The 25,524-nt window shown below is 45.8% G+C and carries 21 protein-coding genes and 1 tRNA gene; 12 read left to right on the top strand and 10 right to left on the bottom strand.

Features of this window, described 5'->3' with window-relative positions; genetic code table 11:
• The first annotated feature begins 69 nt into the window (after positions 1-69).
• Entirely contained in the window at positions 70-2,601 is a 2,532-nt protein-coding gene (locus BM030_RS10265; protein ID WP_244518836.1) for an SLBB domain-containing protein, read from the top strand.
• Between the two features lie 16 nt (positions 2,602-2,617).
• Positions 2,618-3,709: a lipopolysaccharide biosynthesis protein gene (locus BM030_RS10260; protein WP_090973501.1), complete on the top strand. Its 1,092-nt coding sequence runs from the start codon at positions 2,618-2,620 to the stop codon at positions 3,707-3,709.
• Here the strand turns inward: BM030_RS10260 and BM030_RS10255 are convergent.
• Genes BM030_RS10255 through BM030_RS10245 form a run of 3 tightly spaced genes read right to left on the bottom strand, consistent with a single transcriptional unit; the run spans position 3,687 to position 6,868 of the window.
• Positions 3,687-4,907 (bottom strand): bifunctional 3,4-dihydroxy-2-butanone-4-phosphate synthase/GTP cyclohydrolase II, encoded by a 1,221-nt coding sequence (locus tag BM030_RS10255; RefSeq protein ID WP_090973500.1) that lies wholly within the window; start codon positions 4,905-4,907, stop codon positions 3,687-3,689. The genes BM030_RS10260 and BM030_RS10255 overlap by 23 nt on opposite strands.
• Before the next feature lie 34 nt (positions 4,908-4,941).
• Entirely contained in the window at positions 4,942-6,450 is a 1,509-nt protein-coding gene (locus BM030_RS10250) for an LptF/LptG family permease (RefSeq protein WP_090973499.1), read from the bottom strand.
• Positions 6,451-6,490: 40 nt separating this feature from the next.
• Positions 6,491-6,868 (bottom strand): START-like domain-containing protein, encoded by a 378-nt coding sequence (locus tag BM030_RS10245; RefSeq protein ID WP_090973498.1) that lies wholly within the window; start codon positions 6,866-6,868, stop codon positions 6,491-6,493.
• Between the two features lie 134 nt (positions 6,869-7,002).
• Between BM030_RS10245 and BM030_RS10240 the strand changes: the two genes are divergently transcribed.
• The 5 genes from BM030_RS10240 (at position 7,003) to BM030_RS10220 (ending at position 14,829) form a co-directional block, all read left to right on the top strand.
• Positions 7,003-7,079: transfer RNA gene (locus BM030_RS10240), tRNA-Met, on the top strand.
• 1,366 nt (positions 7,080-8,445) lie between these two features.
• On the top strand, positions 8,446-10,758 hold the full coding sequence (locus BM030_RS10235) for an Rv1355c family protein (RefSeq protein WP_090973497.1): 2,313 nt from the start codon (positions 8,446-8,448) through the stop codon (positions 10,756-10,758).
• 14 nt (positions 10,759-10,772) lie between these two features.
• Positions 10,773-11,477 carry a hypothetical protein gene (locus BM030_RS10230; RefSeq protein WP_090973496.1) on the top strand — a complete coding sequence of 235 codons (705 nt, stop codon included), beginning with the start codon at positions 10,773-10,775 and terminating at the stop codon, positions 11,475-11,477.
• A gap of 103 nt (positions 11,478-11,580) precedes the next feature.
• Positions 11,581-13,668 carry a sensor histidine kinase gene (locus BM030_RS10225; RefSeq protein ID WP_170845698.1) on the top strand — a complete coding sequence of 696 codons (2,088 nt, stop codon included), beginning with the start codon at positions 11,581-11,583 and terminating at the stop codon, positions 13,666-13,668.
• A gap of 75 nt (positions 13,669-13,743) precedes the next feature.
• Positions 13,744-14,829: a hybrid sensor histidine kinase/response regulator gene (locus BM030_RS10220; RefSeq protein WP_090973494.1), complete on the top strand. Its 1,086-nt coding sequence runs from the start codon at positions 13,744-13,746 to the stop codon at positions 14,827-14,829.
• Positions 14,830-14,831: 2 nt separating this feature from the next.
• On the opposite strand, the gene BM030_RS10215 is transcribed toward BM030_RS10220, so the two are convergent.
• From BM030_RS10215 to rplM, 5 genes are all read right to left on the bottom strand, one after another.
• The gene (locus BM030_RS10215; protein ID WP_090973493.1) at positions 14,832-15,293 is read right to left on the bottom strand and encodes a response regulator; all 462 of its coding nucleotides are present in this window, start codon (positions 15,291-15,293) and stop codon (positions 14,832-14,834) included.
• A gap of 263 nt (positions 15,294-15,556) precedes the next feature.
• Positions 15,557-16,399, bottom strand: coding sequence for a translation elongation factor Ts (tsf, locus tag BM030_RS10210; protein WP_090973492.1), 843 nt, complete (start codon positions 16,397-16,399; stop codon positions 15,557-15,559).
• Positions 16,400-16,540: 141 nt separating this feature from the next.
• Positions 16,541-17,404 (bottom strand): 30S ribosomal protein S2, encoded by an 864-nt coding sequence (rpsB, locus tag BM030_RS10205; RefSeq protein WP_090973491.1) that lies wholly within the window; start codon positions 17,402-17,404, stop codon positions 16,541-16,543.
• A 21-nt stretch (positions 17,405-17,425) separates the two neighbouring features.
• A complete protein-coding gene (gene rpsI / locus BM030_RS10200) occupies positions 17,426-17,812 on the bottom strand; it encodes a 30S ribosomal protein S9 (protein WP_090973490.1) in 387 nt (128 codons plus the stop codon).
• A gap of 11 nt (positions 17,813-17,823) precedes the next feature.
• On the bottom strand, positions 17,824-18,267 hold the full coding sequence (gene rplM / locus BM030_RS10195; RefSeq protein WP_090973570.1) for a 50S ribosomal protein L13: 444 nt from the start codon (positions 18,265-18,267) through the stop codon (positions 17,824-17,826).
• A gap of 169 nt (positions 18,268-18,436) precedes the next feature.
• Between rplM and BM030_RS10190 the strand changes: the two genes are divergently transcribed.
• The 5 genes from BM030_RS10190 to BM030_RS10170 all read left to right on the top strand — a co-directional run bounded on the left by BM030_RS10190 (position 18,437) and on the right by BM030_RS10170 (position 24,258).
• Positions 18,437-20,164 carry a tetratricopeptide repeat protein gene (locus tag BM030_RS10190; protein WP_170845697.1) on the top strand — a complete coding sequence of 576 codons (1,728 nt, stop codon included), beginning with the start codon at positions 18,437-18,439 and terminating at the stop codon, positions 20,162-20,164.
• Complete coding sequence (locus BM030_RS10185; protein WP_170845696.1) at positions 20,142-20,930, top strand: lipoprotein insertase outer membrane protein LolB1; 789 nt, start codon at positions 20,142-20,144, stop codon at positions 20,928-20,930. Before BM030_RS10190 ends, BM030_RS10185 begins: the two co-directional genes overlap by 23 nt.
• Before the next feature lie 91 nt (positions 20,931-21,021).
• Positions 21,022-22,308, top strand: a complete 1,287-nt coding sequence (locus tag BM030_RS10180; protein WP_090973487.1) for a murein hydrolase activator EnvC family protein — start codon at positions 21,022-21,024, stop codon at positions 22,306-22,308.
• An 83-nt stretch (positions 22,309-22,391) separates the two neighbouring features.
• On the top strand, positions 22,392-22,577 hold the full coding sequence (tatA, locus tag BM030_RS10175; protein ID WP_090627988.1) for a twin-arginine translocase TatA/TatE family subunit: 186 nt from the start codon (positions 22,392-22,394) through the stop codon (positions 22,575-22,577).
• Between the two features lie 235 nt (positions 22,578-22,812).
• On the top strand, positions 22,813-24,258 hold the full coding sequence (locus BM030_RS10170) for a LysM peptidoglycan-binding domain-containing protein (RefSeq protein WP_090973486.1): 1,446 nt from the start codon (positions 22,813-22,815) through the stop codon (positions 24,256-24,258).
• Positions 24,259-24,277: 19 nt separating this feature from the next.
• Here BM030_RS10170 and BM030_RS10165 read toward each other — a convergent pair whose 3' ends face one another.
• The gene (locus BM030_RS10165; protein ID WP_090973485.1) at positions 24,278-24,790 is read right to left on the bottom strand and encodes a phosphoribosyltransferase family protein; all 513 of its coding nucleotides are present in this window, start codon (positions 24,788-24,790) and stop codon (positions 24,278-24,280) included.
• Positions 24,791-24,899: 109 nt separating this feature from the next.
• Entirely contained in the window at positions 24,900-25,478 is a 579-nt protein-coding gene (locus BM030_RS10160; RefSeq protein WP_090973484.1) for a C40 family peptidase, read from the bottom strand.
• Positions 25,479-25,524: the final 46 nt, after the last annotated feature.

Here is a 25,524-nt window from a genome sequence, read left to right as displayed (position 1 = left end):
TTTGTGTAAGAATCCGAAATTTGGAATATAACTTGATAACTCACATCTTGCAATCAGAAAGACAATTTGATGAAGAACCTTTTTAATGTGATTTTCGGTAGCTTCCCCTGCATGGGGATATTGTTATCCGCTCTTGTCTTTTGTGGTAATTATCAAGTTTTGGGCCAAACTATTAACCCGGACGATCTTTCTAACGTCCGTGTTGACGATTTGTCCGACGAACAGATCCGGACGTATATGCAACAAGCGGAGGCAGCTGGTTTTACAGAAGCTGATTTGGCCGATATGGCCTTACAGAGAGGAATGCCGCCCGGTGAAATCCAGAAACTCCGTGACAGGATAGCAAAGCTGAACGGTTCATCTAGTACTCCGGTGAACGAGTCGAGACCGACGGATATACGTCAAGGCAGGCGGGAGTTGACAGATACCCTTAACATACCCCGGGTTAGCATGCCCAGAGGAGCACCTGATACTGCAGAGCTAGATTCACTGCAGGTATTCGGCAGAGCCCTATTCAGCGGTGTAACCCCGGTATTCGAACCTAACCTGCGTATCGCCACACCCAAAAACTATGTTATCGGAGCAGATGATCAGTTATTGATTGACATTTATGGGCAATCCGAAGCAGATTATGCACTCACCATTACACCGGATGGTACCATCAATATTCCATATGTCGGCGTCGTATCGGTGGCTGGGATGACCATCGAACAAGCGACCGCCCGTATCAGTTCCCAATTGGCTACGGTTTATCCGGCTATACGGAGTGGCGGCACGAAGGTGAACGTTGCGCTGGGAAATATACGGAGTATCAAGGTGGTATTGATGGGAGAGGTTGTGAAACCCGGTACCTATACGTTGCCTGCTGTAGCAACGGCGTTTAACGCGTTGTATTATTCCGGAGGCCCCACCGACAATGGGTCTTTCAGAACCATCAGCCTCATCCGTAACGGCAAGGCGATTGCACAACTGGATGTTTACGATATCCTGATGAATGGCGCCCTGGCCGGAAATATCCGGTTGGAAGATCAGGACGTATTGATGGTTCCGCCGTATCAGCGGCGGGTAGCAATACACGGAGAGGTGAAGCGCCCGGCCATCTATGAGATGAAATCGGATGAAACTTTCGAGCAGTTGCTGCACTATGCCGGCGGTTTTACCGAAGATGCTTACCGGACCCGGATTAAGGTTGTAAAACGGACGGAGAAGGAGCAACGTATAGAAGACGTAATGAATAGCCAATTTGCACATTACGAGCCGCAGATGGGGGACGTTTACACCGTGGATCGGATATTGAGCAGGTTTGAAAACCGGGTGACGATTGAAGGCTCTGTATTCCGTCCGGGTGAATATGAATTGAGCCCTGGACTTACGTTGTCTATGCTGATAAAAAAAGCCGAAGGTCTGAAAGAGGATGCATTTTTGAACCGGGGATACATTACCCGTTTAAAAGACGATATGCAGACGGAGCAACTCGCGTTCAGTGTATCCGGAATCATGGCGGGTATAACACCAGACATCGAACTGAAGCGTGAAGACATCGTCACCATTTCTTCTATATTTGGTTTACGTGAGGCCTATACGGTGGATATTGATGGAGAGGTACGTTCGCCGGGACGGTTTTCTTATGCTGAGGGCATGACGCTGAAAGACCTGGTCATGCAAGCCGGGGGATTCCGAGAGAGTGCTACGGCCAACCGGATTGAGGTGTCAAGGAGAATGACAAACGCGGACGCATTGTCGCAGTCCGCACGGATCGCTGAGGTCTTTCAGGTGGATGCAGACAAAGGGCTAAGCAGCGATGACGGAGATTTCGTATTGATGCCGTTTGACAAAGTAGTAGTCCGCACAGCTACCGGTTATGAAACCCAGAAGACCGTAAGGATAGAGGGGGAGGTGCTGTATCCGGGATTGTACACGATCACCCGGAAAGACGAACGGATTTCCGATATCATCAAACGGGCGGGTGGTTTTACCCCCTATGCCTACGTAGAGGGAGCTTCTCTGCGGCGGGGGGCAGCCATAGATACCAATAAGGCTGCTAAGACCAGTGCGGAAGAAGCGGACGAAGCATTTAAATCGCAGGATGAATACCGCCGGTTGCTTACGTTAAGGCAATTGCAAAACAATGCGACAGCCATTGACCAGGCAAATTTAAGCCGGAATGTCAGTGCGGATTTGGTGGGCATTAACCTCGACCGGATTATCAGAAATCCCGGACAACGAGGCGATTTGATTTTGCAAGACGGCGACGTTATCCGGGTACCCAAAGAACTTCAAACCGTAAAAATCTCAGGAGAAGTTTTAGCCCCGTCCACCGCTATTTACGCACCTGCTAAGGGGTTTAAACAGTACATTTCGCAGGCAGGAGGCTTTTCCTCGCGAGCGTTACGGAAGAGCGCGTATGTGTTGTACGCCAATGGTTCCGTGAAGAGTACCAATCGGTTTTTGTTTTTCAACAATTACCCTCCCATTAAGCCGGGCACCGAAATTTTTGTGCCACAGCGGCCCGAACGTGCCCGGGTAAGCCCGCAACAGTGGATCGGCATCAGTACAGGTATCGCATCATTAGCTGCGATTATATTGACAATGGTTCGGTAAATAGACGATACGTCAAATGGTTGACAACAAAGGTATCCCTACGGATAGACGTGATGAAATCAGTTTAAAAGAAGTGATTCTTAAAATACGGGAATGGCGGAAGTACTTCTTTAGCAAATGGTTGGTTATATTGGTAGCGGGCGCGGTTGGGGCAGGTGCCGTATTGCTGTATGCGGTTGTCAGGAAAACCAATTATACAGCTAAGCTGGATTTCGTAATGGATGAACAAAGCAGCTCCGGCAATAACTTAGGCGCTGCGGCAAGCATTGCTGCCCAATTTGGATTTAATTTAGGTGGTATGGGCAGTCCCGGCGGTTTTTTCCAAGGGGATAACATCATTGAATTCCTTAAGTCGCGTTCCATGATTGATCAAACGTTGCTGGCAACTGTGGCAATCGATGGCAAGCAAGATTTATTGGTCAACAGGTATGTCCAATATAATGGTTTCCGGAAAAAATGGGCGAAAAAAGCGCGCCTCAAAGATTTTCAGTTCAGCGATACCACAGGGAACTTTCTGCAAGATAGCTTAATGGGCGAATTTTACAAATCCATTTTGAAAAGAAATTTGGTGGTAAACAAACCGGACAAGAAGCTTAACATCATTACCATTGAAATGGAAACGCCCGATGAGGCGTTTTCAAAGGCGTTCGTTGAGACGCTGATTAAGAATGCATCGGATTTTTATATTCGAACCAAAACGAAAAAGGCCGCAGAGAACCTTGCAATCCTTACACATCAGGTGGACTCTGTACGCCGGGAGCTTAACGAAGCTATCGGAGGGGTGGCTGCGGCGGTAGATGCGAACCCCAATCCGAACAGGGCTTTCCAACGCCTTCGTGTTGGATCACAGCGGCGAACAGTAGATGTACAGGCAAATACAGCAATATTGACTGAACTGGTAAAGAACCAGGAATTAGCCCGGATAACGCTGCGTAATGAAAAGCCGGTAATCCAAGTGCTGGATACTCCCATTATTCCATTGGAAAATGATAAGATCGGAAAAATAAAAGCCATTACCATCGGAGGTATTCTAGGGTGTTTTCTTATGTGCCTGATTTTGCTGGTAAGACGGCTTTATAGCCAGGTTATGGAAGCTGATCCTTCATGATGGTATGTCCCATCCTATCCCGTTTGGCGCGCAGGTAACGTTCATTGAATGGATTAGCAGGGATTTCTATAGGTACATTCTCCACAATTTCCAGTCCGTAACCAATCAATCCGGCCCGTTTCGTTGGATTGTTGCTCATCAGGCGCATTTTGGTAACTCCCAAATCCCTTAATATTTGCGCGCCTACGCCATAGTCGCGATGGTCCGGCTTGAAGCCGAGCTCCAAATTGGCGTCAACCGTATCCAAACCGTTTTCCTGAAGATTATATGCATGTAATTTATTAATTAAGCCGATACCTCGGCCTTCCTGGTTCATGTACACCACTACTCCCTTGCCTTCTTCTTCAATCATCTGCATTGCACGGTGGAGTTGCGGACCACAATCGCACCGGCATGAGCCAAAGATGTCTCCAGTGACGCACGAACTGTGTACTCGCACCAATATTGGCTCATCAGGTGCCCACTCACCTTTATAGAGCGCAATATGCTGTTCTCCGGTATTCTTCTGTGTGTAGGCCATCAGGTTAAACTGGCCCCATTGGGTAGGCATATTCACCGAAACTTCGCGGGTGATGAGCGAATCTTTCGCTAACCGGTATTCTATCAGGTCTTTGATCGAAATGATTTTCAAATCAAAGTGTTTAGCTACTTGCATCAAATCAGGTAACCGGGCCATTTCGCCATCGTCTTTGAGGATTTCAACCAGTACACCGGCGGGTTCAAACCCGGCCAGACGGGCCAAATCCACTGCGGCTTCGGTATGGCCGGCACGGCGTAATACCCCCCCATCTTTGGCTATTAAAGGAAAAATATGTCCCGGCCGACCGAACTCCTCAGGCTTGATTGCCGGATTGATCAATGCCTTAATGGTTTTTGAACGGTCGGATGCTGATATGCCCGTAGTGCAACCATAGCCCTGCAAATCCACAGAAACGGTGAAATTAGTTTCATATACAGCGGTGTTATTGCCTACCATCAGGTTTAGGTGCAGTTCTTTGCACCGCTCTTCTGTGAGTGGTACACATACCAGCCCCCGGCCGTGCGTCGCCATGAAATTGATAATTTCCGGTGTTGCGTTCCGGGCCGCCGTGATGAAGTCGCCTTCGTTCTCGCGGTCTTCATCGTCAACCACGATGACTACCTTCCCTAATTTGATGTCGTCGATTGCTTCTTCAACCGTGTTTAACCTGATATCCATTAAGCCTCCTTGAAACCGCACAAAAGTAACCTACTTATGGCGATAAAGTATAATTGTCGTGTAAAGATTTGGGTGGTTCTGCCGTTTTCCTGTTGCGGATGCCCAGGCGTGCCTTTACCCAGGCCAATATTCTTTCTGCCCTTAACCGGTATTGTTCGATATCAAACAAGGAAGAATCTGTAGCTGCCTTGTAGGTTAGGAACAGCGCTAACGGCGATAACACGAAGATGGCCATCCACATACCCCAGAATGTGTCGATGTTGCCTTCTTTGGCAGCCTTTTCGCTTACCGTGGAAATGATGTGGTATATCAAAAAGAAAATAATGGCCACCACCACCGGCAAACCAAGGCCCCCTTTCCGGATGATAGCGCCCAACGGCGCCCCGATGCTGAACAGCAGGAGGCACGAAACCGCCAATGTGAATTTCCGTTGGAATTCGATTTTGTACCGGATGTCTTTATCACGGTAAAATGAATCTTCGCCAACCTTGGTGTTAAGCACATCCTTAATATAACGCATCTGGCTTAAGGCGCTGCCGATAGCCGCACTCCGGCTGTCTTTTGGAATAACTTCAGTAAACCGCGTGGTATAGTTCACCTCTGGGATTCCGGTTATTGGGTTTTTCGGTTGATAATAGTCGTTGAAATAAAAATAATATGATTGTATTTCCCGCTGCACGGTGTTCCGCAAGCTATCCATTTTTACGGCATTGGAGTCGGTGTAAAGCCGGAGCTGCCTGAGGTTGAGCATCGCATGGTGGCTTTTGAACAGGTTTTCATCGGTTCGTTTCCAGGCAAAGGCCGACATATCGAACTTCTGTTCGGTTTCTTTAAAATAGAACCGCGTAAACTGTTGCCTTGGGTTGTAGGCCTTGGCTTTCCTCGCTCTGCTATCTTCGTAACGCACCCCATCTTTCAGTTTGAGGATCATCGTGTTGTTATCCGGAGAATTATAAATATATCCCTCCTTGGCTAGGAGTACATTACTGGCCGTATTGCTCAATTTGTGATCGTATATCATGAGATCATACAATACTTTCCCATCTGGGCTTTTTCCCTTGGCCCGGATGGAGTATCCAGGGATGGTATTGTTAAAGATGCCCGGTTTTACCAGGAAGTCGGTCTGTTTGACCCGTACATCGTAAAGCAATGCCCCCATCTTGAGGTTGACAATAGGTAGAATATAGTCACTGAACAAAAAGGCCCCGCCGCTGAATAGTCCTACCAATATAAACAGGGGCATCATGGCTTTACGGAGCGATATCCCCGCAGCCTTTATAGCCACCAATTCATAACTTTCGCCAAGATTGCCGAATGTCATGATCGAAGATAGCAGCATGGAAAGCGGCATAGCCATGGATATCTGCACGGCCGACTGATAAGCCAGCAACTCCAGAATGACGTACCACTCAAACCCTTTTCCGATCAGGTCATCGATGTATTTAAAAAGAAATAGCATCAGCAGAACAAACATCACAATGAAAAACGTGACGATGAACGGCCTGATAAACGATTTAAGGATAAGCAGATGGATTTTCTTCATCAATGGGCGCCCCTACCTTTTTATACAAAGGTAGTAATTTTTAGGCACCAATGACGCTTTGGAGATATTCTATTTGATTATTCCAAATCAGTTTGCGATCTGCTATATTCTCTTCCCGGGCAAAATCGGTAATGGCCAACGCTACATCATTTGTAAGTTCATCCTGCACGATCTCCATTTCAAAATGATAGGGCTCATCATCCAGCCATTTGTATCTCACCAGTTTGTTTTCTTTAAGGCTGATCAGCTTGGCAGCATGCTGTTCGTCATCCCAGCTGAACTCGTAAATGCCATCTTTATAGGTGACATCGTCAGCAAACCACTGTGCTAACGCATTGGGTTCGTGCAAGAATGAGAATAAGATTTTGGGTGAGGACTTGATTTCGTATTCCAGCTGGAATTTGATTTTTTCTGCCATGCCAATCGTTATAAATATTGCGTTTAATTTGCCTTGTTTACAGTTTTTAACTTTTTTTCTAAAGAAAAGGAAAATAAACTATATTTGCAAACTAATTTTTGAGGGCAGCGTAGCCTTCATGTCATACAAAGAATGGCGGGGTAGCTCAGCTGGTTAGAGCGTAGGATTCATAACCCTAAGGTCGGCAGTTCGATCCTGCTCCCCGCTACCAAAGTTGCAAAAGAGGCATAATCCAGTTTAGTCTGGTATGCCTCTTTTTATTACTGGTTGTAGATTGTTGAAAACGTAGGGGTCAGGCAAAAAGGTCCCGAGCTGTCTAACCTAAGTTCGATGCCGCTGCTTTTGATGATTCCCGCGCAATTTTTTTCAGACTTTTACAGCGGTCATGCTGGCATAGGGGTCTTACTATCCGATCAATTTGATGTCAAGATCAAAACGGTGGTTCAGTGCTTATAGAGCTTCGCCCAGCTCACTACCTTAAATATAAGGAGAATATAAGAAGATTGCCCATCAGGCGATATACAGCCCGGCATCTGCGCTCTCTTCTTTTCCTCCATCCGTCACAGGCTTACAGATTAAAAACTGTGTTCATTGCAGCCAAAACTTCCCGATGCACTGTTTTTATCCGAAAATGAATTTTGGCCACGGTTGGCTTGTCTGTCAATCTTTCTGCTCTCCTTTGGGTGTATAGATGCTCGCACAGATGACTTCATCGCTATCAACGTTTGGTCAGCGTGTCATCTTCATCCTGCAGCTGTTTGCACGGCTATGTGGTCTAGACCATATTTCGCTTCAATGCCAAATGCTGTAATGACTAGCCTGCTCCTGTCGGTTATGTGAGCAGTAAAACAACGAGGCAATTGCCAGTACTGATAGAGTAAAGCAGTATGATAAGCAGAATAGTTGCCATGCTTGTCTGCGTTGGCTTCGTTATGTTTACCTTAAATATAAAATCGACCCAAAGAATAAAGTAAAACAAAAATAGAGCGATTGTCTTTCATGATTTCTCTCGGTGAGATAAGTGTCTGAAAGCATACGATACCTTTGTTTAATTAAGACTTAAATGTTGTATAATTGTAGCGATAAAAAAATGCATGGTTCACGTAGTGAATACGATCGGGTTTGCCCCTGTTATGTTATTATTAAGCGTTTCTTGTAAATGCTAACGTTGGACACAATGTGTCGTGGGACTGGATCCACGTAAAATAGGAAGGATACGCGAGCATTTCATTACGTTGCATTATCTGCGTGGGCGAATTATAGGAGCTTAGGTAGGGATTCGTATGATTGCATGGAGTACATTTAGGTGTCTGACTTTGGGCCAACACTGCTTCAGCATTGAAACAAATATATCGAAAGAATTTATGATAGAGTTAATCGAAAAATTATGGTAAAATGATTATGTTCGTTGGGTAGAACCATATTCGTGTTGTCTCAGTGTTTGAAGTAAGTAGCCTCTGTTGAGGATACCTAAATATAAAGAAAGGTCGCCCTATGCCAGGGATAAGTTGTTGCAACGATGTTCGAAATGCAGCGTGTTAGTTCAGTATCAAACGTTCCTATATAAAAGATGATAAATGGCTTCTAAAGTTTCAATCCCCGAGTTTTTGGCGGAGCGCAGTCGTGGTCAGTTTGACGACAATGGTTTTTTGCCGTTCTTTTTTCGTCTTACTAATGGAAAGGATAGGCAGGCATTGAAAGTGCTGTTGGAAGAAAAGCCTTACATAAAAGTCTTTGACACCATGGCGTCGCAGCTTAAAGAATTGGTGAAATCAGCACAGCCTAACCGCTCACTTACAAATGAGGAGATCGAGCATGCGGTTAAAAGTCGTCTTGATGGGGTATCCTTACATGACTATGGAGTATGGGTGTATTACCCCTGGAATGAGAAGTTGGTGCATATTCTGGACGAGCAAGAGTTTGTCTTGATGCGGACGAACCGGAATAAATATAAGATCACTGATGAGGAAGCGGCACTGCTTGCGGAGAAGAAAGTAGGCGTGATAGGATTGTCAGTCGGACAGTCGGTGTCGCTTACATTGGCGATGGAACGCGGTTTTGGAGAGTTGCGTATTGCCGATTTTGACGAGCTTGAAATAACAAATCTGAATCGCCTCAGGAGCGGCCTGCATAACATAGGACTCAAAAAGACAATCATTGTAGCTAGGGAAATAGCCGAGATTGATCCATTTTTAAGGATTACTTGTTTTCATGACGGGATTACCGCACATAATCTGGATGCGTTTTTGCTGGAGGGGGGCAAGCTCGACGTGTTGATTGACGAATGTGACGGTGTAGATGTTAAGATCAGCTGTAGAATAGCAGCTAGAAAATACCGAATTCCAGTATTGATGGAAGCAAGCGATAGGGGTACGATAGACATTGAACGGTTTGATTTGGAACCCGAACGGCCAATTTTGCACGGTTATGTTGAGCATTTAGATGTTTCTAATTTCGGGAGTCTTAAAACCAATGAGGAAAAGCTCCCTTATATGGTCGCTTTTGCTGGGCTGGAGACTTTATCAGCACGAATGAAAGCATCAGCGATCGAAATAGGACAAACGATTTCAACATGGCCACAACTGGCAAGTGCTGTTACAATGGGTGGAGGCATCACTGCTGATATATGTAGGAGAGTGCTTTTGGGTCACTTAAATCATTCAGGAAGGTATTTCATTGACGTTGAAGAACTGATTGCTGATCCTAAGAAACCTATTCAGCCATTTGTATATCTTCAGCGATCGCTGACGCGAGATGAAATGTTGGCTTTGGCTGGTCAAGTTCCTGTTTTGGCCGATAATGCGATCACTGATAAATTAACAATAAGGACACTTGTCGAAGCTGCTGCAATTGCACCATCTGCTGGTAATAGTCAGCCGTGGAAGTGGTATTTTGACGGCAAGCAGCTTTACTTATTTCACGATATAGAGCGCTCAGAGTCGTTTGGCGACTACGCAAACATGGCATCTTACATGTCATTGGGTACTGCTATCGAGAACCTTCATATAAAGGCTAGTGATCTGGGGCTTGAGGTGATTTCTAAGTTGTTTCCAGTAGTTGGGCAGCCTTTATTGGTAGGTGTTTTTGGCTTTTTGCCAAAAAATGGATTGGCCAGAGATCAATTGGCTGATTATCTCAGTATTCGCTTCACCAATCGACGTCTAGGGCATGGGGGAGAATTGTCTCCGATTCATGCGCGAGAATTCAATGAAGCTATATCAGATGTCGAGGGGGCACGGTTATACATGCTTGGGCAGGGATATAAGAAAGATAAAATTGCAGAAATCGCGGGAAAATCCGAAAAACTTCGGATTTTTATTCCACAAGGTCATCACGAACTTTTTGAAAGGGAGATACGATGGAATGTGGCCGGAGCAGAGAAAATAAAAGATGGATTGGATTTACGTACGCTCGAGTTAAGTGTCAAAGATGCAATAGGATTCCGTATGGCGAGAGACCCCAGGGCTATACAATTGATTGCAGAATGGAACCTAGGAACTGCCTTGGAAAGTGCAACGGCAAAATTAGTTTCCTCATCCTCAGCCGTTGGCTTGATCACTATGCCAAAGTTTGATGGTGTCGATGGCATCGCTGCAGGTCGTGCAGCTGAGCGCATTTGGTTGACCGCTACCAAACACGGTCTCTCATTACAGCCTGTGTTAGCATCGGTTTTGCATTTTGCAAGATTGAAATATGCTCATGGAGAAGGGATGCCGCTAAATGTTAGCAAACAATTCGAAAGTATGTATCGTGAATTTGTGGCTGTATTTGGTTATAATGAACAAGTAGAGGTACCTTTCTTTTTATTTAGATGCTTTGTTGGAGGCGGCCGACCGGATATTAGATCGGCCAGGATTGATTTAGCTGATGTTTATATTAATAAGGAATAGGAGAGTTGCTGGTTATGATTTCAGTGGTTTTTAGAGCTTTCCGTGCAATCGATGATCCCGAATCTTGTGCGCGATTTATAGAGGGGCACCGGAAAGTTCTGGAAGTATTTGGTATAACGATGATAACTTCGAATAAGGCTTTATGGGTAAACCACAAAAACACTTATGTGATTTTAGTAGAATCTAAAGAAGATCATAGGCCTTTGGGAGGAGTGAGGTTACAAATAGCAGATGGTGAACTGATGTTGCCCATTGAGGATGCTGTGGGCAAAGTTGATAAAAAGATACACGAAGTAGTGAAAATGCGTGATTCCAATGTCACAGGTGAAATGTGTGGACTATGGAACTCTAAAGAGGTAGCGGGATTCGGGATAGGAAGTACCTTTTTATCACGGGCTACCGTTGCACTTGCAAGGATGATGAAAGTAAAGACATTATTTGCGTTGTGTGCCCCAGCTACCGTTAGAATGGGGCACAATATGGGATTCGTGATAGAAAAATCATTGGGAAACAATGGTTTTTTCAACTACCCAAAATTGGATCTGGTGGCTACCGCTATGGTTATGGAAGATACCGAGGATATTTCTAGGGCTACACAGGATAACCAGGCTTTTATCATTGATTTTATGAAAAACCCCATTCAAACTAGAATAGAAAAGGGACCAAAAGGGGAGGTAAGAGTATATTACGATCTATCTATGGGAACGTTGGTCAAGTGAAAATAATGTTGAACCAATTATGGAAAGGCCATATGCTGTGAATTTTTTTATACATTATGGACGTCTTACTTGGTTGGTGTTGCTGGGGGTTTGTACGCAATTTATGGGCACATTTGCGTATAATGATAGGAATGGACAGGTATCGTATTTGCTCCAGGTGTTTGAGGACAAAAACGATGAGTTCACGATTGACCAAATAATTGCTTTCAATAAAGAATTCCGTCCGTCGGAGAAGTTTCCGAGTTACGGGTTAACCAATTCAGCATTTTGGTTTAAGATTGAAGTGATAAATAATAGCTTGGATAGTAATCTATTGCTAAAAGTAGAGAATCCTAATCTTCACACCATAGACCTATACTATAAACGAAACGGCCAAATTAATTTACAGTCGTTTTCAAGTACATCGCCCGAGCAGGATCGAGTGTTCAACACACCGTATCCGTTATTCAAACTGATCCAACCGCCCCACACATCATCTACATATTACATGAAGGTAAAAAGCAAAGATGTAGTGTCAGTTCCGGTTTCCATAGAGAGGCAGGACCTGATTATTTCAGATGTTGGGTTCAATAAGATCTATTTTAGTCTTTATGCGGGAATCGTGTTGGCGATGTCCTTGTACAACTTCTTTCTATATCTATCACTTCGTGATAATATATACTTGTACTATGTGGTGTATATCGTAGCAGTAGGCTTTACACAGGCATGCTTGAAAGGGTATGCTGCGTACTACATTTGGCCTGATAACGAATTGTTCGTAATAAGGGCCAATCATATTGTTACCGTTATGTCAGGAATTTTCTCGGCAGCTTTTACGATCGAATTTCTCCGATTGAAAAGTACACTCCCCAAACTATATCTATTTTTACTTGCAAACGTAACTATCTATGTCATCTCGGTATTGGTATATGTCTTTGGGTATTATAAATTGGGCCAGGAGGTGCTGCAGTATAACACAACAGTGGCGGCCTTAGTGGTGCTGTTTTGTAGCTTTTATATCTATCATAAAGGCTATAAGCCGGCATTGTTTTTTGGCGTAGCTTGGTCGTTTTTTCTTGGTGGAGTAATATTATATGTATTGAAAGACGTGGGGGTTTTGCCATTCAATACCTTTACTAACAATGCGATCTTGATTGGGTCTGCATTGGAAGCAACGCTGCTTTCGTTCGCTTTGGCCGATAAAATCAACATGTACAAAAAAGAAAAGGAAGAATCCCAAACGCAAACTTTATTAGCCCTTAAGGAAAATGAACGGCTGATAAGGGAACAAAACATCGTGCTTGAACAGCGAGTAGCGGAACGTACCAAAGCGCTCAGAAAATCTAACCAATCGCTACAGGAAACGCTGACTCACTTAAAAGAAGCACAAGGGCAGCTGGTCGAGGCCGAAAAAATGGCGTCTTTGGGTCAGTTGACCGCGGGCGTTGCTCACGAGATTAACAATCCGATTAATTTTGTCACTTCTAACGTGGCGCCGTTGAGGCGAGATATTGGTATGTTGTGGGAAGCTTTGGCTGCCATCGAGGATATCGCATTCTCGACGGAACTGACAATTGAGGAGAAAATACAGAAAATAAACGCATACAAGGAAGCCCAGGATTTGGATTACCTGAAAACCGAAATTGATTTCCTATTAAAAGGAATGCATGAGGGCGCGCACCGCACTGCCGAAATCGTTCGCAGTCTGCGTATTTTTTCACGCACGGATGGCGACTCGTTGAAATATGCCGATATCAATGAAGGACTGGAATCTACTTTGGTAATTCTAAACAGTTTGATAAGGGAGGAAACGCGTGTCGTCCGGCAATACGGGCAATTGCCGGAGATAGCATGTTACCCCGGAAAGCTGAACCAGGTATTCTTGAACATCATAACCAATGCATTGTATGCCATCCATAAGAAGTTTAATGGCAAACCGGGTGGGGTTCTAGGCATAAAGACCGACGTGGATGCCGACAATGTATATATATCCATCAAGGACAACGGCATAGGGATGCCTGCCGACATCCGGGATAGGATATTTGAACCCTTTTTTACAACGAAAGAGGTAGGGGAGGGAACCGGCCTTGGCCTGTCCATTGTTTATAACACCATTAAGAAACATCAAGGGGAAATAAAGATTGAATCGGAAGTTGGGGAAGGCACGGAATTTATGCTCAGTATCCCGCTTAATCTGCAAGCAGTGGATTAGAAATTTTTATCCACAATAATTAATGTTATTTTTGTTTCTTAGTGGTTCATTACCATTTTAACCCCCTTTAGCTTTATGCTCAAGTCTCCGGAAATACTCTACATAGATGACGAGGCGAACAACCTAATCAGTTTCAAGGCAACGTTTAGGTACCGTTATCAGATTTATACCGCCAGCAATACGGACGATGCTCGGAGCATATTGCAGGAGAACCCCAATATCCGCGTTATCTTCTGTGACCAGCGTATGCCTGGCGAATTGGGAATCGATTTTTTTCATAGCATCAGGCATACTTACCCCAGACCGGTACGTATTCTGTTGACGGCTTATGCCGACATGGAAACCGTTGTGGGCGCGGTAAACAAAGGGCATATTTTCCGGTTTGTACGGAAACCTTGGGTGGAAGAGGAGATTGTTTCATCTATTGATCAGGCCAACAAATTTTATATAGCCAATTCCTTGCTGGACATCCGGAACGAGGAACTGCAAAAAGCATACGATGAACTGGATAAGTTTGCCTATAGTGTCAGCCATGATCTCCGCGATCCACTCACGGGCTTATTATCGGCAATCAAGTTGGCGTTTGAGTACGATTCCGTGGAGCGGATTCATGAAATCTTGGGGCTTATGGAAAGCTCCGTGCTGAAATTAAACACCTATATCAATAACCTGCACGATTATTACCTGCTGAAACGTGGTGAATTGTCTATTGCTGATATTGATTTTAGACTGTTGTTTTCATATTTGGAGAATTTTTACAGCATATATATCCAAAGCCACCAAGTTACGTTCAGGGTGAGTAGCAAGCAGGAGGAGGAATTCAAAAGTGACGAAACCACTTTAAAACTAATTCTACATAATCTGCTGTCTAACGCATTTAAATATCAAAAGCTAAACAGTGAAGATAAGCTGGTTGAACTGTCAGCTGTCGTGGAGGGTAGCGTGGCGAGAATACAGGTCAAAGATACAGGAATCGGGATAGCCAAAGAAGATATTGATGACATTTTCAAGCTCTTTTTCAGGGGCAATGATCAGGTGGAGGGAACCGGTTTTGGCCTATATAATGTGAAAAGTGCCCTATCCAAGTTACAAGGGGAGATATCCGTTGACTCCGTGGAGGGCGAGGGGACTACTTTCACTGTGGTGATTCCCAGCAAATAAGGTCAGGAAAGCAATTTCTGGCGCAGCAAGAACTCCAGCTGTTCATTGGTGGTTTCCAGTTTGGAAAAAGTTTCTTTTATCGTTTTCCGCTCATTATAGACTTCGTAAGCGCGGTCAATGGTTTCTTCCAATTCGGCTTCGCTCCAAGGCTTGCTGAGGTAGTGGAATATTTTGCCCTTGTTCACGGCTTCCACAACGGCATTCAAATCGGCGTAACCGGTAAGCAGAATACGCATCGGCTCAGGGTTTACCTTAATGATTTCTTCAAGGAACTCTACCCCGGTCATTTTTGGCATTCGTTGATCCGTAATAATGACATCAACGGGTTTTTCTTTTACAAGTTGTATGGCTTCGGCGCCGCTCAGCGCAGTATACACCTTATACTTCAGACGGAATGTGGCTTTAAAGGATATCAAGTTGTTTTCTTCATCGTCCACATATAAAACCGAGATTTTCTTTTCCATATTAGCAACTTTAACCCTTGGGGTCTCTGTGGGCTTGTATCCGGAACGGTGTGTTAACTGTTTGTTAATATACCAGTCTTACAGTTACATTACACCCAAGTTACGAAAAAATTTTTTAATGGAATAAAAATAACAAAATTTTTAACGCCCAGTTATATAACAACCAAAACGGCCAGGATGTTTAGTTAAGTTGAGGTGTAAAAACAACACCTCCTCTCAGAACAGGCGTCTGGAGGAGGTGTTGTTATCAACGTGCGCGTGATTTAGACACCAAGCTGCACCCTTTTGAATACCGTTACTGTTAGCCCCTTCGATACGCTGTCTAGGAACTGGGCAATGGTTTTGGACGAGTCTTTTACAAATTCTTGATTTAGTAGTGTAGACTCTTTGTAGAATTTATTTAACTTGCCCTGTGCAATCTTCTCAACCATCTCTTCGGGCTTTCCTTCCGCGCGGATTTGTTCTTTGGCAATTTCCAGTTCGCGCTCGATGGTGCGTGCATCCACATCTCCCTTATCAATTGCTACCGGGTTCATAGCGGCAATTTGCATAGCCACATCCTTACCCGCGTCATCGGTTCCTTCTGCTGCTGCGTTGTTAAGGCCTACTAATACGCCCAAACGGTAGTTGCCGTGGATATAGGCGATTACTTTTTCGGCTTCAACCGTTTCGTATTTGGAGACGTCGATTTTTTCGCCGATTTTGCCGGTCTGATCAAGCAACAGATCGGAAATCTTCACACCGTTTATCTGTGATTCTTTAAGCGCCTCCAGCGATGCCGGTGCCTGATTAATAGCCGCTTCGGCTACGTTTTCGGCAAACGCAATGAAATCAGCGTTTTTGGCTACGAAGTCGGTTTCGCAGTTCAATTCAATAATGACCCCTTTTTTGCCGTCTGTCGTGGTTTTGGCTATGACTACGCCTTCATTTGAATCGCGGTCTTGGCGGCTTGCCGCTACTTTCGCGCCTTTTTTTCGCAAATAGTCAACGGCTGCTTCGAAATCGCCATTGGCTTCTATTAATGCTTTTTTACAATCCATCATGCCTGCACCGGTCTGCTGGCGCAGTTTATTTACATCTGATGCGGAAATTTGTACTGTGGACATGCTATTTTCCTTATTTGTGATTTACGAATATGTATTTTTACTACCCCGGCAAGTTACCTATAAAAAAACCGGACGGCAATCGGTTAACGGAAAGATAATGCTTCCGAAACCTGCTGTTTACCATCCGGTTTCTATTAAGTGTTATTCTCCGTCTTGCGTATTGTCTTCAGCTTCGGCAGTTGCTTCCGCTTTAGCTTTGCGCGGGCGTTTGCCGGCATCAGCATCTTTTGCCTCTACTGTCGCTTCGGGTTCTTCACCGCTGTCTATTTTCGCTTTTGCGGCAGCAGCCTCCCGCTCGGCTTCCTCTTCTTTGTCGCGCTTACGTTCTTCCAGTCCTTCCTGAATGGCTTTGCCAATAAGTTCAGTGATAAGGCTGATGGACTTCGTGGCGTCGTCGTTAGCTGGGATCGGAAAATCGATGTGCGTTGGGTCGGAATTGGTATCCACCATGGCAAAGGTGGGGATGTTCAATTTCAACGCTTCGCTCACAGCGATGTGTTCTTTCTTCACATCGACGATGAACAAAGCCGCCGGCAGACGATTCAGGTCGGCAATGCCACCCAACAGGTTTTCCAACTTGATACGCTCGCGTTGTATCATCAATTTTTCCTTTTTTGATAATACATCGTATGTGCCGTCTTTGGTCATCTTATCGATGTTGGACATCTTCTTGATGGACTTGCGTACGGTGGCGAAGTTGGTAAGCATACCGCCCAGCCAGCGTTCGGTCACATAAGGCATGTTTACGGCTTTTGCTTGTGCGGCCACAATATCTTTGGCTTGCTTTTTTGTAGCCACAAACAATACTTTTCTGCCGGATTTGACGACCTGCTTGATGGCCGAAGCAGCCTCTTCAAGTTTAACCAGTGTTTTATTTAAATCGATGATGTGGATGCCGTTACGCTCCATGAAAATGTACTTGGCCATTTTCGGATCCCACTTGCGGGTAAGGTGGCCAAAGTGCACACCTGCATCCAGTAACTCTTGATATGTTGTTCTTGCCATTGTTTGATTCTCCTTAAAAAATTAACGTTTACTGAATTGGAACCTTCTGCGCGCTTTGCGGCGCCCCGGCTTCTTACGTTCCACCATCCGGTCGTCGCGCGTTACCAATCCCTTGGCTCGCAGTGCAGATTTTACCTCGGGGTTAAGCTCAATAAGGGCTTTGGCAATGGCCAAGCGGACCGCTTCTGCCTGCCCTTTGATGCCACCCCCAGCTACGTTAACTTTTACATCATAGTTGCCCGCTGCGCCGGCTACTTCCGTGCTTTGGGTTACAATGTATTGTAATGGCAATGTTGGGAAATATTCTTTATAATCTTTACCGTTTACGGTAATGTTGCCGCTGCCTGCGGAAAGGTAAATACGGGCAACTGCTGTCTTTCTTCTTCCTGAAGTGTTAGTTGTTGACATTTCTTGGCTCCTTAAAATTTAACAGTCTTTGGATTTTGCGCGGCGTGCGGATGTTCACTTCCCGCATACACATACAGGTTTTTAAACAGGGCGCGGCCCAGACGGTTTTTGGGCAGCATGCCGCGTACCGCGTGTTCCACGATGCGCTCCGGATGCTTCGCCAACAACTGTTTCGGAGAACTGAAACGCTGGCCGCCCGGATAACCGGTGTAACGGCTGTACACCTTGTCTTCGAGCTTGTTGCCAGTCAACCTAACTTTGTCTGCATTGATAACGATTACATTATCGCCGCAGTCTACGTGTGGGGTGTACGAAGGCTTGTGTTTCCCCCGGATTACTTTTGCAATCTCGGATGACAAGCGCCCCAGAATCTCGCCCTCAGCGTCAACAACAATCCACTCCTTGTTGACGGTGCGTTTGTTGGCAGAGACAGTTTTGTAACTTAACGTATTCACTTGCTTTGTTTTGAAATAATTAATAAATATATTTATCCCCTTGATTTTTAGGGACTGCAAAGGTACGACAAATAAATTGATTTTTCAAAACCGCGACAGCACAGAAAATTTTTAACGTCATTTTTTAGGTCACTTTCTATCCATTATTTACATGTCAATAATTTATAAGATGTTACGATCGTTTTGCTTATGTGTTTTCCTGTGGTGTGCCGGTGGCGCCCTGATGGCGCAGGAGATAGTCCAACCAACTGCCTCGAATGAAGGGGATAGCTTGGCTATCAGAGATTTGTATTTCAAAGGGCTCCAGCAGAAATCTGTAGGCCAACTGGCAGCTGCTAAACAGACGTTCGAACGGGTAGTCGAACTACAGCCCGGTAATGACACCGCCCATTTCGAACTTGCACGGATCAATTTTGATGGGGAAGATTACCTTGCCGCGGGCCGGGCTGCCGAGCGGGCTGCCCGGATAAACCCCGATAATGTAGCGTACTGGATATTGCTATTGGACATTCATAAAAAGACAGGTAACTTAAAGGCTATGCCACCGGTATTCGATGCGCTCATCCGGCTGGAGCCCGACAAGGCGGACCACTATAATGATAAAGCATATGCCTTATTCCTGAATAAGCAGTATGCGGCTTCATTGGCTGTGTTGGACACCATCGCCGAGCGGTTTGGGGAAACGGCAGATTATCACCTGACCAAACAGCAGGTATATCGGGCCAAGGGTGATACACAGTCTGCTATCCGGGAGCTGGAAACGCTGATATCCAAGAAGCCTGAGGGCAGTAATGCTTATATTCTGCTTGCCGAGCTGTATACCAGTACGCGATCGCCCAAAAAGGCACTGGCCCTGCTGGATGAAGCATCCAGATTATTCCCCGATGATCCCATCGTTTTGTTAGGTAAATCCGATGCCTATCTGGCCACAGCAAAACCAAAGCAAGCCTTTGAATGCCTTAGCCGGGCATTTCAGAGCGATGTTCTGGATATTGATGCTAAAGCGGGGGTGCTTTATACGGCAGTGTCGGATAGCCGGAAAGCATTACCCGACAAGTCGTTAATGGACCTGGCCGACCTGCTCATAGAAAAATATCCACGGGCGGAAAAGGCGCATGCCGTAAGAGGCGACGTTTACATGCAATTGCAGGAATTGGAAACTGCGCGTGAGGCTTATTTACAGGCGCTTGATATCAACAAATATATCGATGGTATCTGGCAGCAATTGTTGCAGGTTGAATTGCAAATGGGCCGCTATTCGGAGGTGGAGTCTCACGGGAAGGAAGCCCTGGCGTTGTTCCCAAATCATACTTTATTACTGTTTTTCACTGGGCACGGTTTTTTAGGGAATAAGAATTACCCCGAAGCCCGGACATATCTGGAAGCGGCATTGAATAACGCGAATGAAGAACATACGCCGCTGCTTGCCCAACTGTACAGTAACCTGGGGGATGTCTATAATTCTCTGGAGATGTATGCCGAATCGGACGTTGCGTTCGAAGAAGCCATTGCTCTTGACAGTACCAATGCCTATGCCCTTAACAACTACGCTTATTACCTGGCGCTGCGAAAGGAGAAATTACCGCTTGCTGCCAAGCTGACCAAATTGTCAAATGAACTGTTGCCTAATTATGCGTCTTATGAAGACACTTATGCTTGGGTGCTTTTTCAACAGGGGAAGTATGACGAAGCATTGTTGTGGATAAAAAAGGCTGTCAAAAATTCGGCAGAGCCTTCAGAAACGTTACTGGAACATTACGGCGATATCCTTGCCAAGCTGGGCCGTATCGATGCGGCCGTTGTACAATGGAAAAAAGCAAAGGCCATTTCGGAATCGGTTGGCAAGGATATTGATAAACTATCAAAAAAGATCAATGAGAGACAATATATTGATTAACGGCTGGCTTTTCTTCTTGGTAGCGGTTGTAGCTTTATCATGCGCCCCCAAAAGAAAGGCGGTGACTGATAAGGGGGAAGAACGGCGTGTATCACGCGCCGAGCGTATGCACATCCTCCGGGCCGTGGGCGAGAACCGCTCGCAATTTTCGACGTTCAGCGGAAGGGCGAAAAGCCGTATCGCCATCAATAAAAATAGCTATGATGTAACGGCGAATGTGCGTATGGAACGGGATAAAGCGATATGGATTTCCATAACTGCCTTTATGGGTATCGAAGCGGGGAGGGTGTTAATTACACCTGACAGCGTGAAGATCATCAATCGGTTGCAATCCGAATATATCCGGAAGCCGTTCGATTACCTGTACGAATTCACGAGCAGGGAGCTCGATTTTGCGGGTCTGCAGGATTTGTTGATGGGTAACGTCATTGCTTCGGCAGTCAACAATGATACTGAGGTAGTGCAGACGGCAACCGGCAGCATATTGAGCGGGCAGTCCGGCGGATTGCAGTATTCGGTGGCGATAGACGACCGTTACCGGGCCTCGCGGATCTCCCTCGATGAACAAAGGCGCGGGCAGCAATTAACAGCGGTTTATACAGGGCATCAATTGTGGGATGGTAGACCGTTTCCCCAACAAGTCGGAATATCCATTATGGCTAAGGGACTCACCCTGAAATCGGAAATGCAATACAGTAACGTGGTGTATGACAAAGCAGTGGAAATGCCGTTTAACATTCCCTCTCGCTATAAGGAAGTCCAATAATTCCAAAGGGTTTGTGATTTATCGAGGTAGTTTTATTACTTTCGCAATCAATAATCGGACAAGTGGCGCGATCGACAAAGCAGTATAATCGATGGATGTTATCAGAGGAGTTTTAAGTGTAGTCGCATTTTTCTTAACCGTGGCCGTTTGCCACGCCCAAAGCAGTGCCGAACTCAAAAAGCAACGGGAGCGCCTGAACCGGGAAATTGAGCAGTTGAACCAGAGCCTCAAAGCTACATCCAGTAATAAGAGCCTCTCGCTTAAGCAGGTGAATGCGCTGAACGTTCAGCTGCGTTTGCGGGAACAGAAAATAAACACCATCAATAGTGAAATCAGGTTGATCAATAATCAAATCGCATCGCACAATAAAACCATCCAAAACCTGCGTGACCAACTGGCGAAGCTGCGTAAAGATTATGAGAGTATGATTATGTTCGCCTTCCGCAACCGGAATGCGTACAATAAGATGATGTTTATTTTTGCCTCCAAAGATTTCAATCAGGCGTTCAAGCGGGTCAAATACCTGCAGCAGTTCAACGAATCACGGAAGAAGCGGGCTGAGGAAATTGAAAATACGCAGAAGGAGATAGCGCTGAAAGTGGCGCAACTGGAGGCCAGTAAGCAGGAGAAGGCGTCACTGCTGGATGAGCAGCAAGAAGAACGGAAAGTCATTGCCCAGGAGCAGGGCGAGCATTCCAAGGTGCTGCAGGCGCTTACCCAGCAGGAAAAGCAGTTTAAACAGGAGTTGCAGAAAAAGCAGCGGGAAGATGAACGCTTGGCGAGGGCGATACGGACTGCTATTCAGCGGGAGATTGCTGAACAAAGACGGCTGGAAGAGGAAGCCCGCAAAGCTGCGCTTGCCCTGGAAGCCGAACGAACGGGAAAGACTATCAAGGAAGTAGAAGCGGAAAAACCAGCGGTGCGGAAAAGCGATACGGAAGTGCTGGCGTCCACTCCGGAAGCGGCCAGGATTTCCGCGGATTTTGCAGGCAACAGGGGGCGGTTGCCTTGGCCGGTACAGCAGGGATTCATTACCCAAGGCTTCGGAAGGCAAACCGTTGGGCGGAATGTCACCATCAATAATACCGGTATTAAAATCCGCACAGCCAATAACGCGCCGGTGCGAGCTATCTTTGACGGAACGGTAAATTCCGTAGGGAACATGACCGGGGTTTATTACGTAATCTTGCAACACGGCAAGTATTTTTCAGTTTATACCAATATCAGTAACCCAACGGTGAAAAAGGGACAAACGGTTCAAACGGGACAGACATTGGGGACCGCGTTAGTCGATCCGGACGACGGTACATCGGAAGTGCATCTTGAAATTTGGGAGGGGGCAGCCCCGATAAATCCGGAGCCTTGGCTTGCGAAATAGTTGCAGGAATAAAAATATTATGCCTACATTTGTAAAATCGTCCGTGTAAAATGGATGGAATAAAATAATTTAATACAACGGTTATGTTAGATTCAGTGTTGTTATTTCTCGGGGCACAAGAGATTATTCTGATAGTTTTGGCGCTTCTGCTGTTGTTCGGCGGTCGTAAAATCCCTGAACTGATGCGTGGCATGGGGCGCGGTATCCGCGAGTTCAAGGAAGGTCAGAAGGAAACCCCTAAAGAGGAATTGGAAGAGAATAAGCAGTAATAGAAGCCTTACGAAACATATCGGCGAGACGTTGTACCGGCACAGGGCAGGTATGAGGTCTCGTTGTCTTTTTATTGGGTCTTATATCCTTTTATTGCCCGGAGCATACAATAAAATTGTATATGTGCACGTTTCTCAACGTAGAATGCTTAACCAATGACATTTAACTAATGCAGAAAGAGGCTGTAATGTGTCCTTTAGAAGGCTTTATGGCACGAACACCTATTAGCTGAACATGAAACTAAAAGGAATTTCGGCGATGGCCGTGAGTAGTATGCTGTGTTTACAGCTGGCATTTTCGAAAACCATCCCCGTTGACTCACTTTCCGAAGTTATCCCCGATACCCTGATGGGGAACCGCATCGCAAACCACATCCATAAGCAACTAGATGAAATTGCAGACAACGTGAATTTTGTCCACTTAGAGGAGCAGCTTGCCGAACCGTCGCTGTCCGGATTCGTTCCTACCACGGTGGAAGGTCGCTTGGCGTATTTGCAGAAAGCGGTTCCGTTGACCTATAATGCTGAGGTACAATCGTATATAGACATGTACAGTACAGACCGTTATCGTCGGCATCTCTCGCGCATGAAGGGGCTGGGCATGTATTATTTCCCGATTTACGAGCGAGTATTTGCGGAGATGGGCTTGCCCGACGAAATTAAGTACCTCTCAATCGTTGAGTCTGCGTTGGACCCCCATGCGGTTTCACGGGTGGGAGCAACGGGGCTATGGCAGTTTATGTATGCTACAGCGCGGGTCTATGATTTGGCGATGGATAGTTATATCGACGAACGTAAGGATCCGGTGGCTGCAAGCTACGCTGCGGCCGCTTATCTGTTGGATGCCTATCGGGAATTCGGTGACTGGCATTTGGCCATTGCTTCTTACAATTGCGGAAAAGGGAATGTGTTGCGTGCTATTGAGCGTTCCGGTCTGCAAAAGCCCGATTATTGGGAGATAAGCCGCTACTTGCCGCGTGAAACACGCAATTATGTGCCGGCATTTATTGCCATGACCTACATGATGGAATATCATGAGGAGCACGGGATAAGGCCAGAAGAAACCGATTTGGATATTAACACCGAAACCGTATGGGTACAGCGGCATGTGCCTTTTAGTGGGGTCGCCAAGGCGCTGGCTGTTGATGAATCCATGCTCCAGATGCTTAATCCTGCTTACAAACGCGGATTAGTAAACGGTACGCCGGAATTTCCAAAAAGGCTGGTATTGCCGGAAGTGAAACCTTCAGCTTATTCAGCATTATATGCTGTGCTGAATGAAGCCTCATCAGGGAAGCCCGCAGTGCTCAATGCGTCAAACCGTACAAATGAAGAAACACGGCGCTTTGCCATAGTGCACCAAGTGCGTAAGGGCGAAACATTGGAGAAGATTTCCAGACGGTACGGCGTAACGGTGCAGGATTTACGGGTGTGGAATAACCTGGAGAAGAACATCATTGTTCCCGGCCAGCGGCTTAGGGTTTCCGACGGAGAAGTGCGTTCGGGCAATGACGCCAGCAATGATGGTTCCTACATTACTTACCGTGTAAAAAAAGGGGATACGTTGTCCGGAATCGCGGGAAATTACCGCGGTGCAACGGTATCGGCCATCAAGGCAGCAAACGGCTTGAAGAGCAATCAAATCAAGCCGGGCATGACATTGAAGATCAGGGTGAATTAATGGCTCCCGTGGAGTAGGACTATGTCAGCCACGCAGCATCCTCGCCACCGTCGTGCTCATGGAGATTCACCGTTACGTGTTCTTTTAGGATGGTAGATAGTTTCAGTCCCGAGAAGTCGGTGAAAATAGGGAACTGGTGGTGGCTACGGTCAATCAGTACAACCGTACGCATCTTTTTTAGCGGCACATTGAAAAATACGCCCATCCCATAGGCAAGTGTTCGGCCGCTGTTCAGGACATCATCAACCAAGATAACCACCTTGTCTTTGGCTCTTTCTACAGGGATATCCGTATGTGCATTCAATGTGCTGCTTGTTTTGTCAATCGTCACCTTAATCAGCTGTACCTGCAAATGCGAAATGCGTTCCAGTAAAGCCTTCAGACGCTGGGCAAATACATAGCCGCGCTCCGCTATGCCTACCAAAACCAAGGATTCCTCTTCGAAGTTGTCCTCAAGCAGTTGATAGGCAATGCGCGTGGACTTTTTCCGTATCTGCTCTTTGTCAAGGACTAAAACTCTTTTTGCGGCCATGCTACCTAATATAAATGTGGGATAAAAATAGCAAAACTTTTATTCAAGGCAATAAAAAATCCGGATACGTATACCATGTAGTCCGGATCCCCTGTAGAAAAATGCTTTGCTAATTCATTGCCGGTTGCAACGAGTTTTCCTCCGGCATATTGTTTTCCGCCATGCGCATCCTGCCACCGTTATAGTAATAACGCTTCCAGTATGCTTCGTTGAGGTTGCTGATCATCACACCCCGGCTTGAGGAGGCATGCGCGAACTTGTCATCACCGATATAAACGCCTACGTGTGTGATGTTACGGCTTCTGATCTTGAAGAACACCAAATCACCGGGCCTGAGATCTTCCTTCCGTATGGGGTTTACTTGTGTATAAATGTTACGGCTGTTATGCCCCAATGTCGTGTTGAAGACTTTGTCATAGAGTTCGTAAGCGAATTTTGAACAATCTATTCCTTTTTTTGTCTGGCCACCCAGGCGGTAGGGCGTTCCTATCCACTCGTAAATAAACTGATAGAGCTTTGTATTGGTGGTGGCAGATGCCGCAACACCCATTATTTGGGAGAAATATTCTTTTGCTAAGTTATCAGGGTCGGCCGGGGCTGAGGTTGATTGTTCGGCGGTAGTCTGTGCCTGCGATACGGTAAATAGACAAGCAAGTAGCACACATGCTACCGATATTTTTTTCTTCATTGAAGTGCCTTTTTTTGAAACATTTAGCTATTGGTGGTCGCCTTAA

Source organism: Parapedobacter composti (genome assembly GCF_900112315.1).
In the GTDB taxonomy this organism is placed as follows: domain Bacteria; phylum Bacteroidota; class Bacteroidia; order Sphingobacteriales; family Sphingobacteriaceae; genus Parapedobacter; species Parapedobacter composti.
Note: the sequence above shows the minus strand (reverse complement) of the source record. Positions and strands in the feature narration are given on the sequence as shown.

Bases quoted from the DNA above. Each gene is read 5' to 3' on its own strand.
- BM030_RS10215 (WP_090973493.1), bottom strand. From the start codon at position 15,293: ATGGAAAAGAAAATCTCGGTTTTATATGTGGACGATGAAGAAAACAAC.
- BM030_RS10250 (WP_090973499.1), bottom strand. From the start codon at position 6,450: ATGAAGAAAATCCATCTGCTTATCCTTAAATCGTTTATCAGGCCGTTC.
- rpsB (WP_090973491.1), bottom strand. From the start codon at position 17,404: ATGGCAAGAACAACATATCAAGAGTTACTGGATGCAGGTGTGCACTTT.
- BM030_RS10230 (WP_090973496.1), top strand. From the start codon at position 10,773: ATGATTTCAGTGGTTTTTAGAGCTTTCCGTGCAATCGATGATCCCGAA.
- BM030_RS10180 (WP_090973487.1), top strand. From the start codon at position 21,022: ATGGATGTTATCAGAGGAGTTTTAAGTGTAGTCGCATTTTTCTTAACC.
- BM030_RS10245 (WP_090973498.1), bottom strand. From the start codon at position 6,868: ATGGCAGAAAAAATCAAATTCCAGCTGGAATACGAAATCAAGTCCTCA.
- BM030_RS10255 (WP_090973500.1), bottom strand. From the start codon at position 4,907: ATGGATATCAGGTTAAACACGGTTGAAGAAGCAATCGACGACATCAAA.
- BM030_RS10160 (WP_090973484.1), bottom strand. From the start codon at position 25,478: ATGAAGAAAAAAATATCGGTAGCATGTGTGCTACTTGCTTGTCTATTT.
- BM030_RS10235 (WP_090973497.1), top strand. From the start codon at position 8,446: ATGGCTTCTAAAGTTTCAATCCCCGAGTTTTTGGCGGAGCGCAGTCGT.
- BM030_RS10220 (WP_090973494.1), top strand. From the start codon at position 13,744: ATGCTCAAGTCTCCGGAAATACTCTACATAGATGACGAGGCGAACAAC.
- BM030_RS10225 (WP_170845698.1), top strand. From the start codon at position 11,581: ATGGGCACATTTGCGTATAATGATAGGAATGGACAGGTATCGTATTTG.
- rpsI (WP_090973490.1), bottom strand. From the start codon at position 17,812: ATGTCAACAACTAACACTTCAGGAAGAAGAAAGACAGCAGTTGCCCGT.
- BM030_RS10185 (WP_170845696.1), top strand. From the start codon at position 20,142: ATGAGAGACAATATATTGATTAACGGCTGGCTTTTCTTCTTGGTAGCG.
- BM030_RS10260 (WP_090973501.1), top strand. From the start codon at position 2,618: ATGGTTGACAACAAAGGTATCCCTACGGATAGACGTGATGAAATCAGT.
- BM030_RS10190 (WP_170845697.1), top strand. From the start codon at position 18,437: ATGTTACGATCGTTTTGCTTATGTGTTTTCCTGTGGTGTGCCGGTGGC.
- BM030_RS10165 (WP_090973485.1), bottom strand. From the start codon at position 24,790: ATGGCCGCAAAAAGAGTTTTAGTCCTTGACAAAGAGCAGATACGGAAA.
- BM030_RS10170 (WP_090973486.1), top strand. From the start codon at position 22,813: ATGAAACTAAAAGGAATTTCGGCGATGGCCGTGAGTAGTATGCTGTGT.
- BM030_RS10265 (WP_244518836.1), top strand. From the start codon at position 70: ATGAAGAACCTTTTTAATGTGATTTTCGGTAGCTTCCCCTGCATGGGG.
- tatA (WP_090627988.1), top strand. From the start codon at position 22,392: ATGTTAGATTCAGTGTTGTTATTTCTCGGGGCACAAGAGATTATTCTG.
- tsf (WP_090973492.1), bottom strand. From the start codon at position 16,399: ATGTCCACAGTACAAATTTCCGCATCAGATGTAAATAAACTGCGCCAG.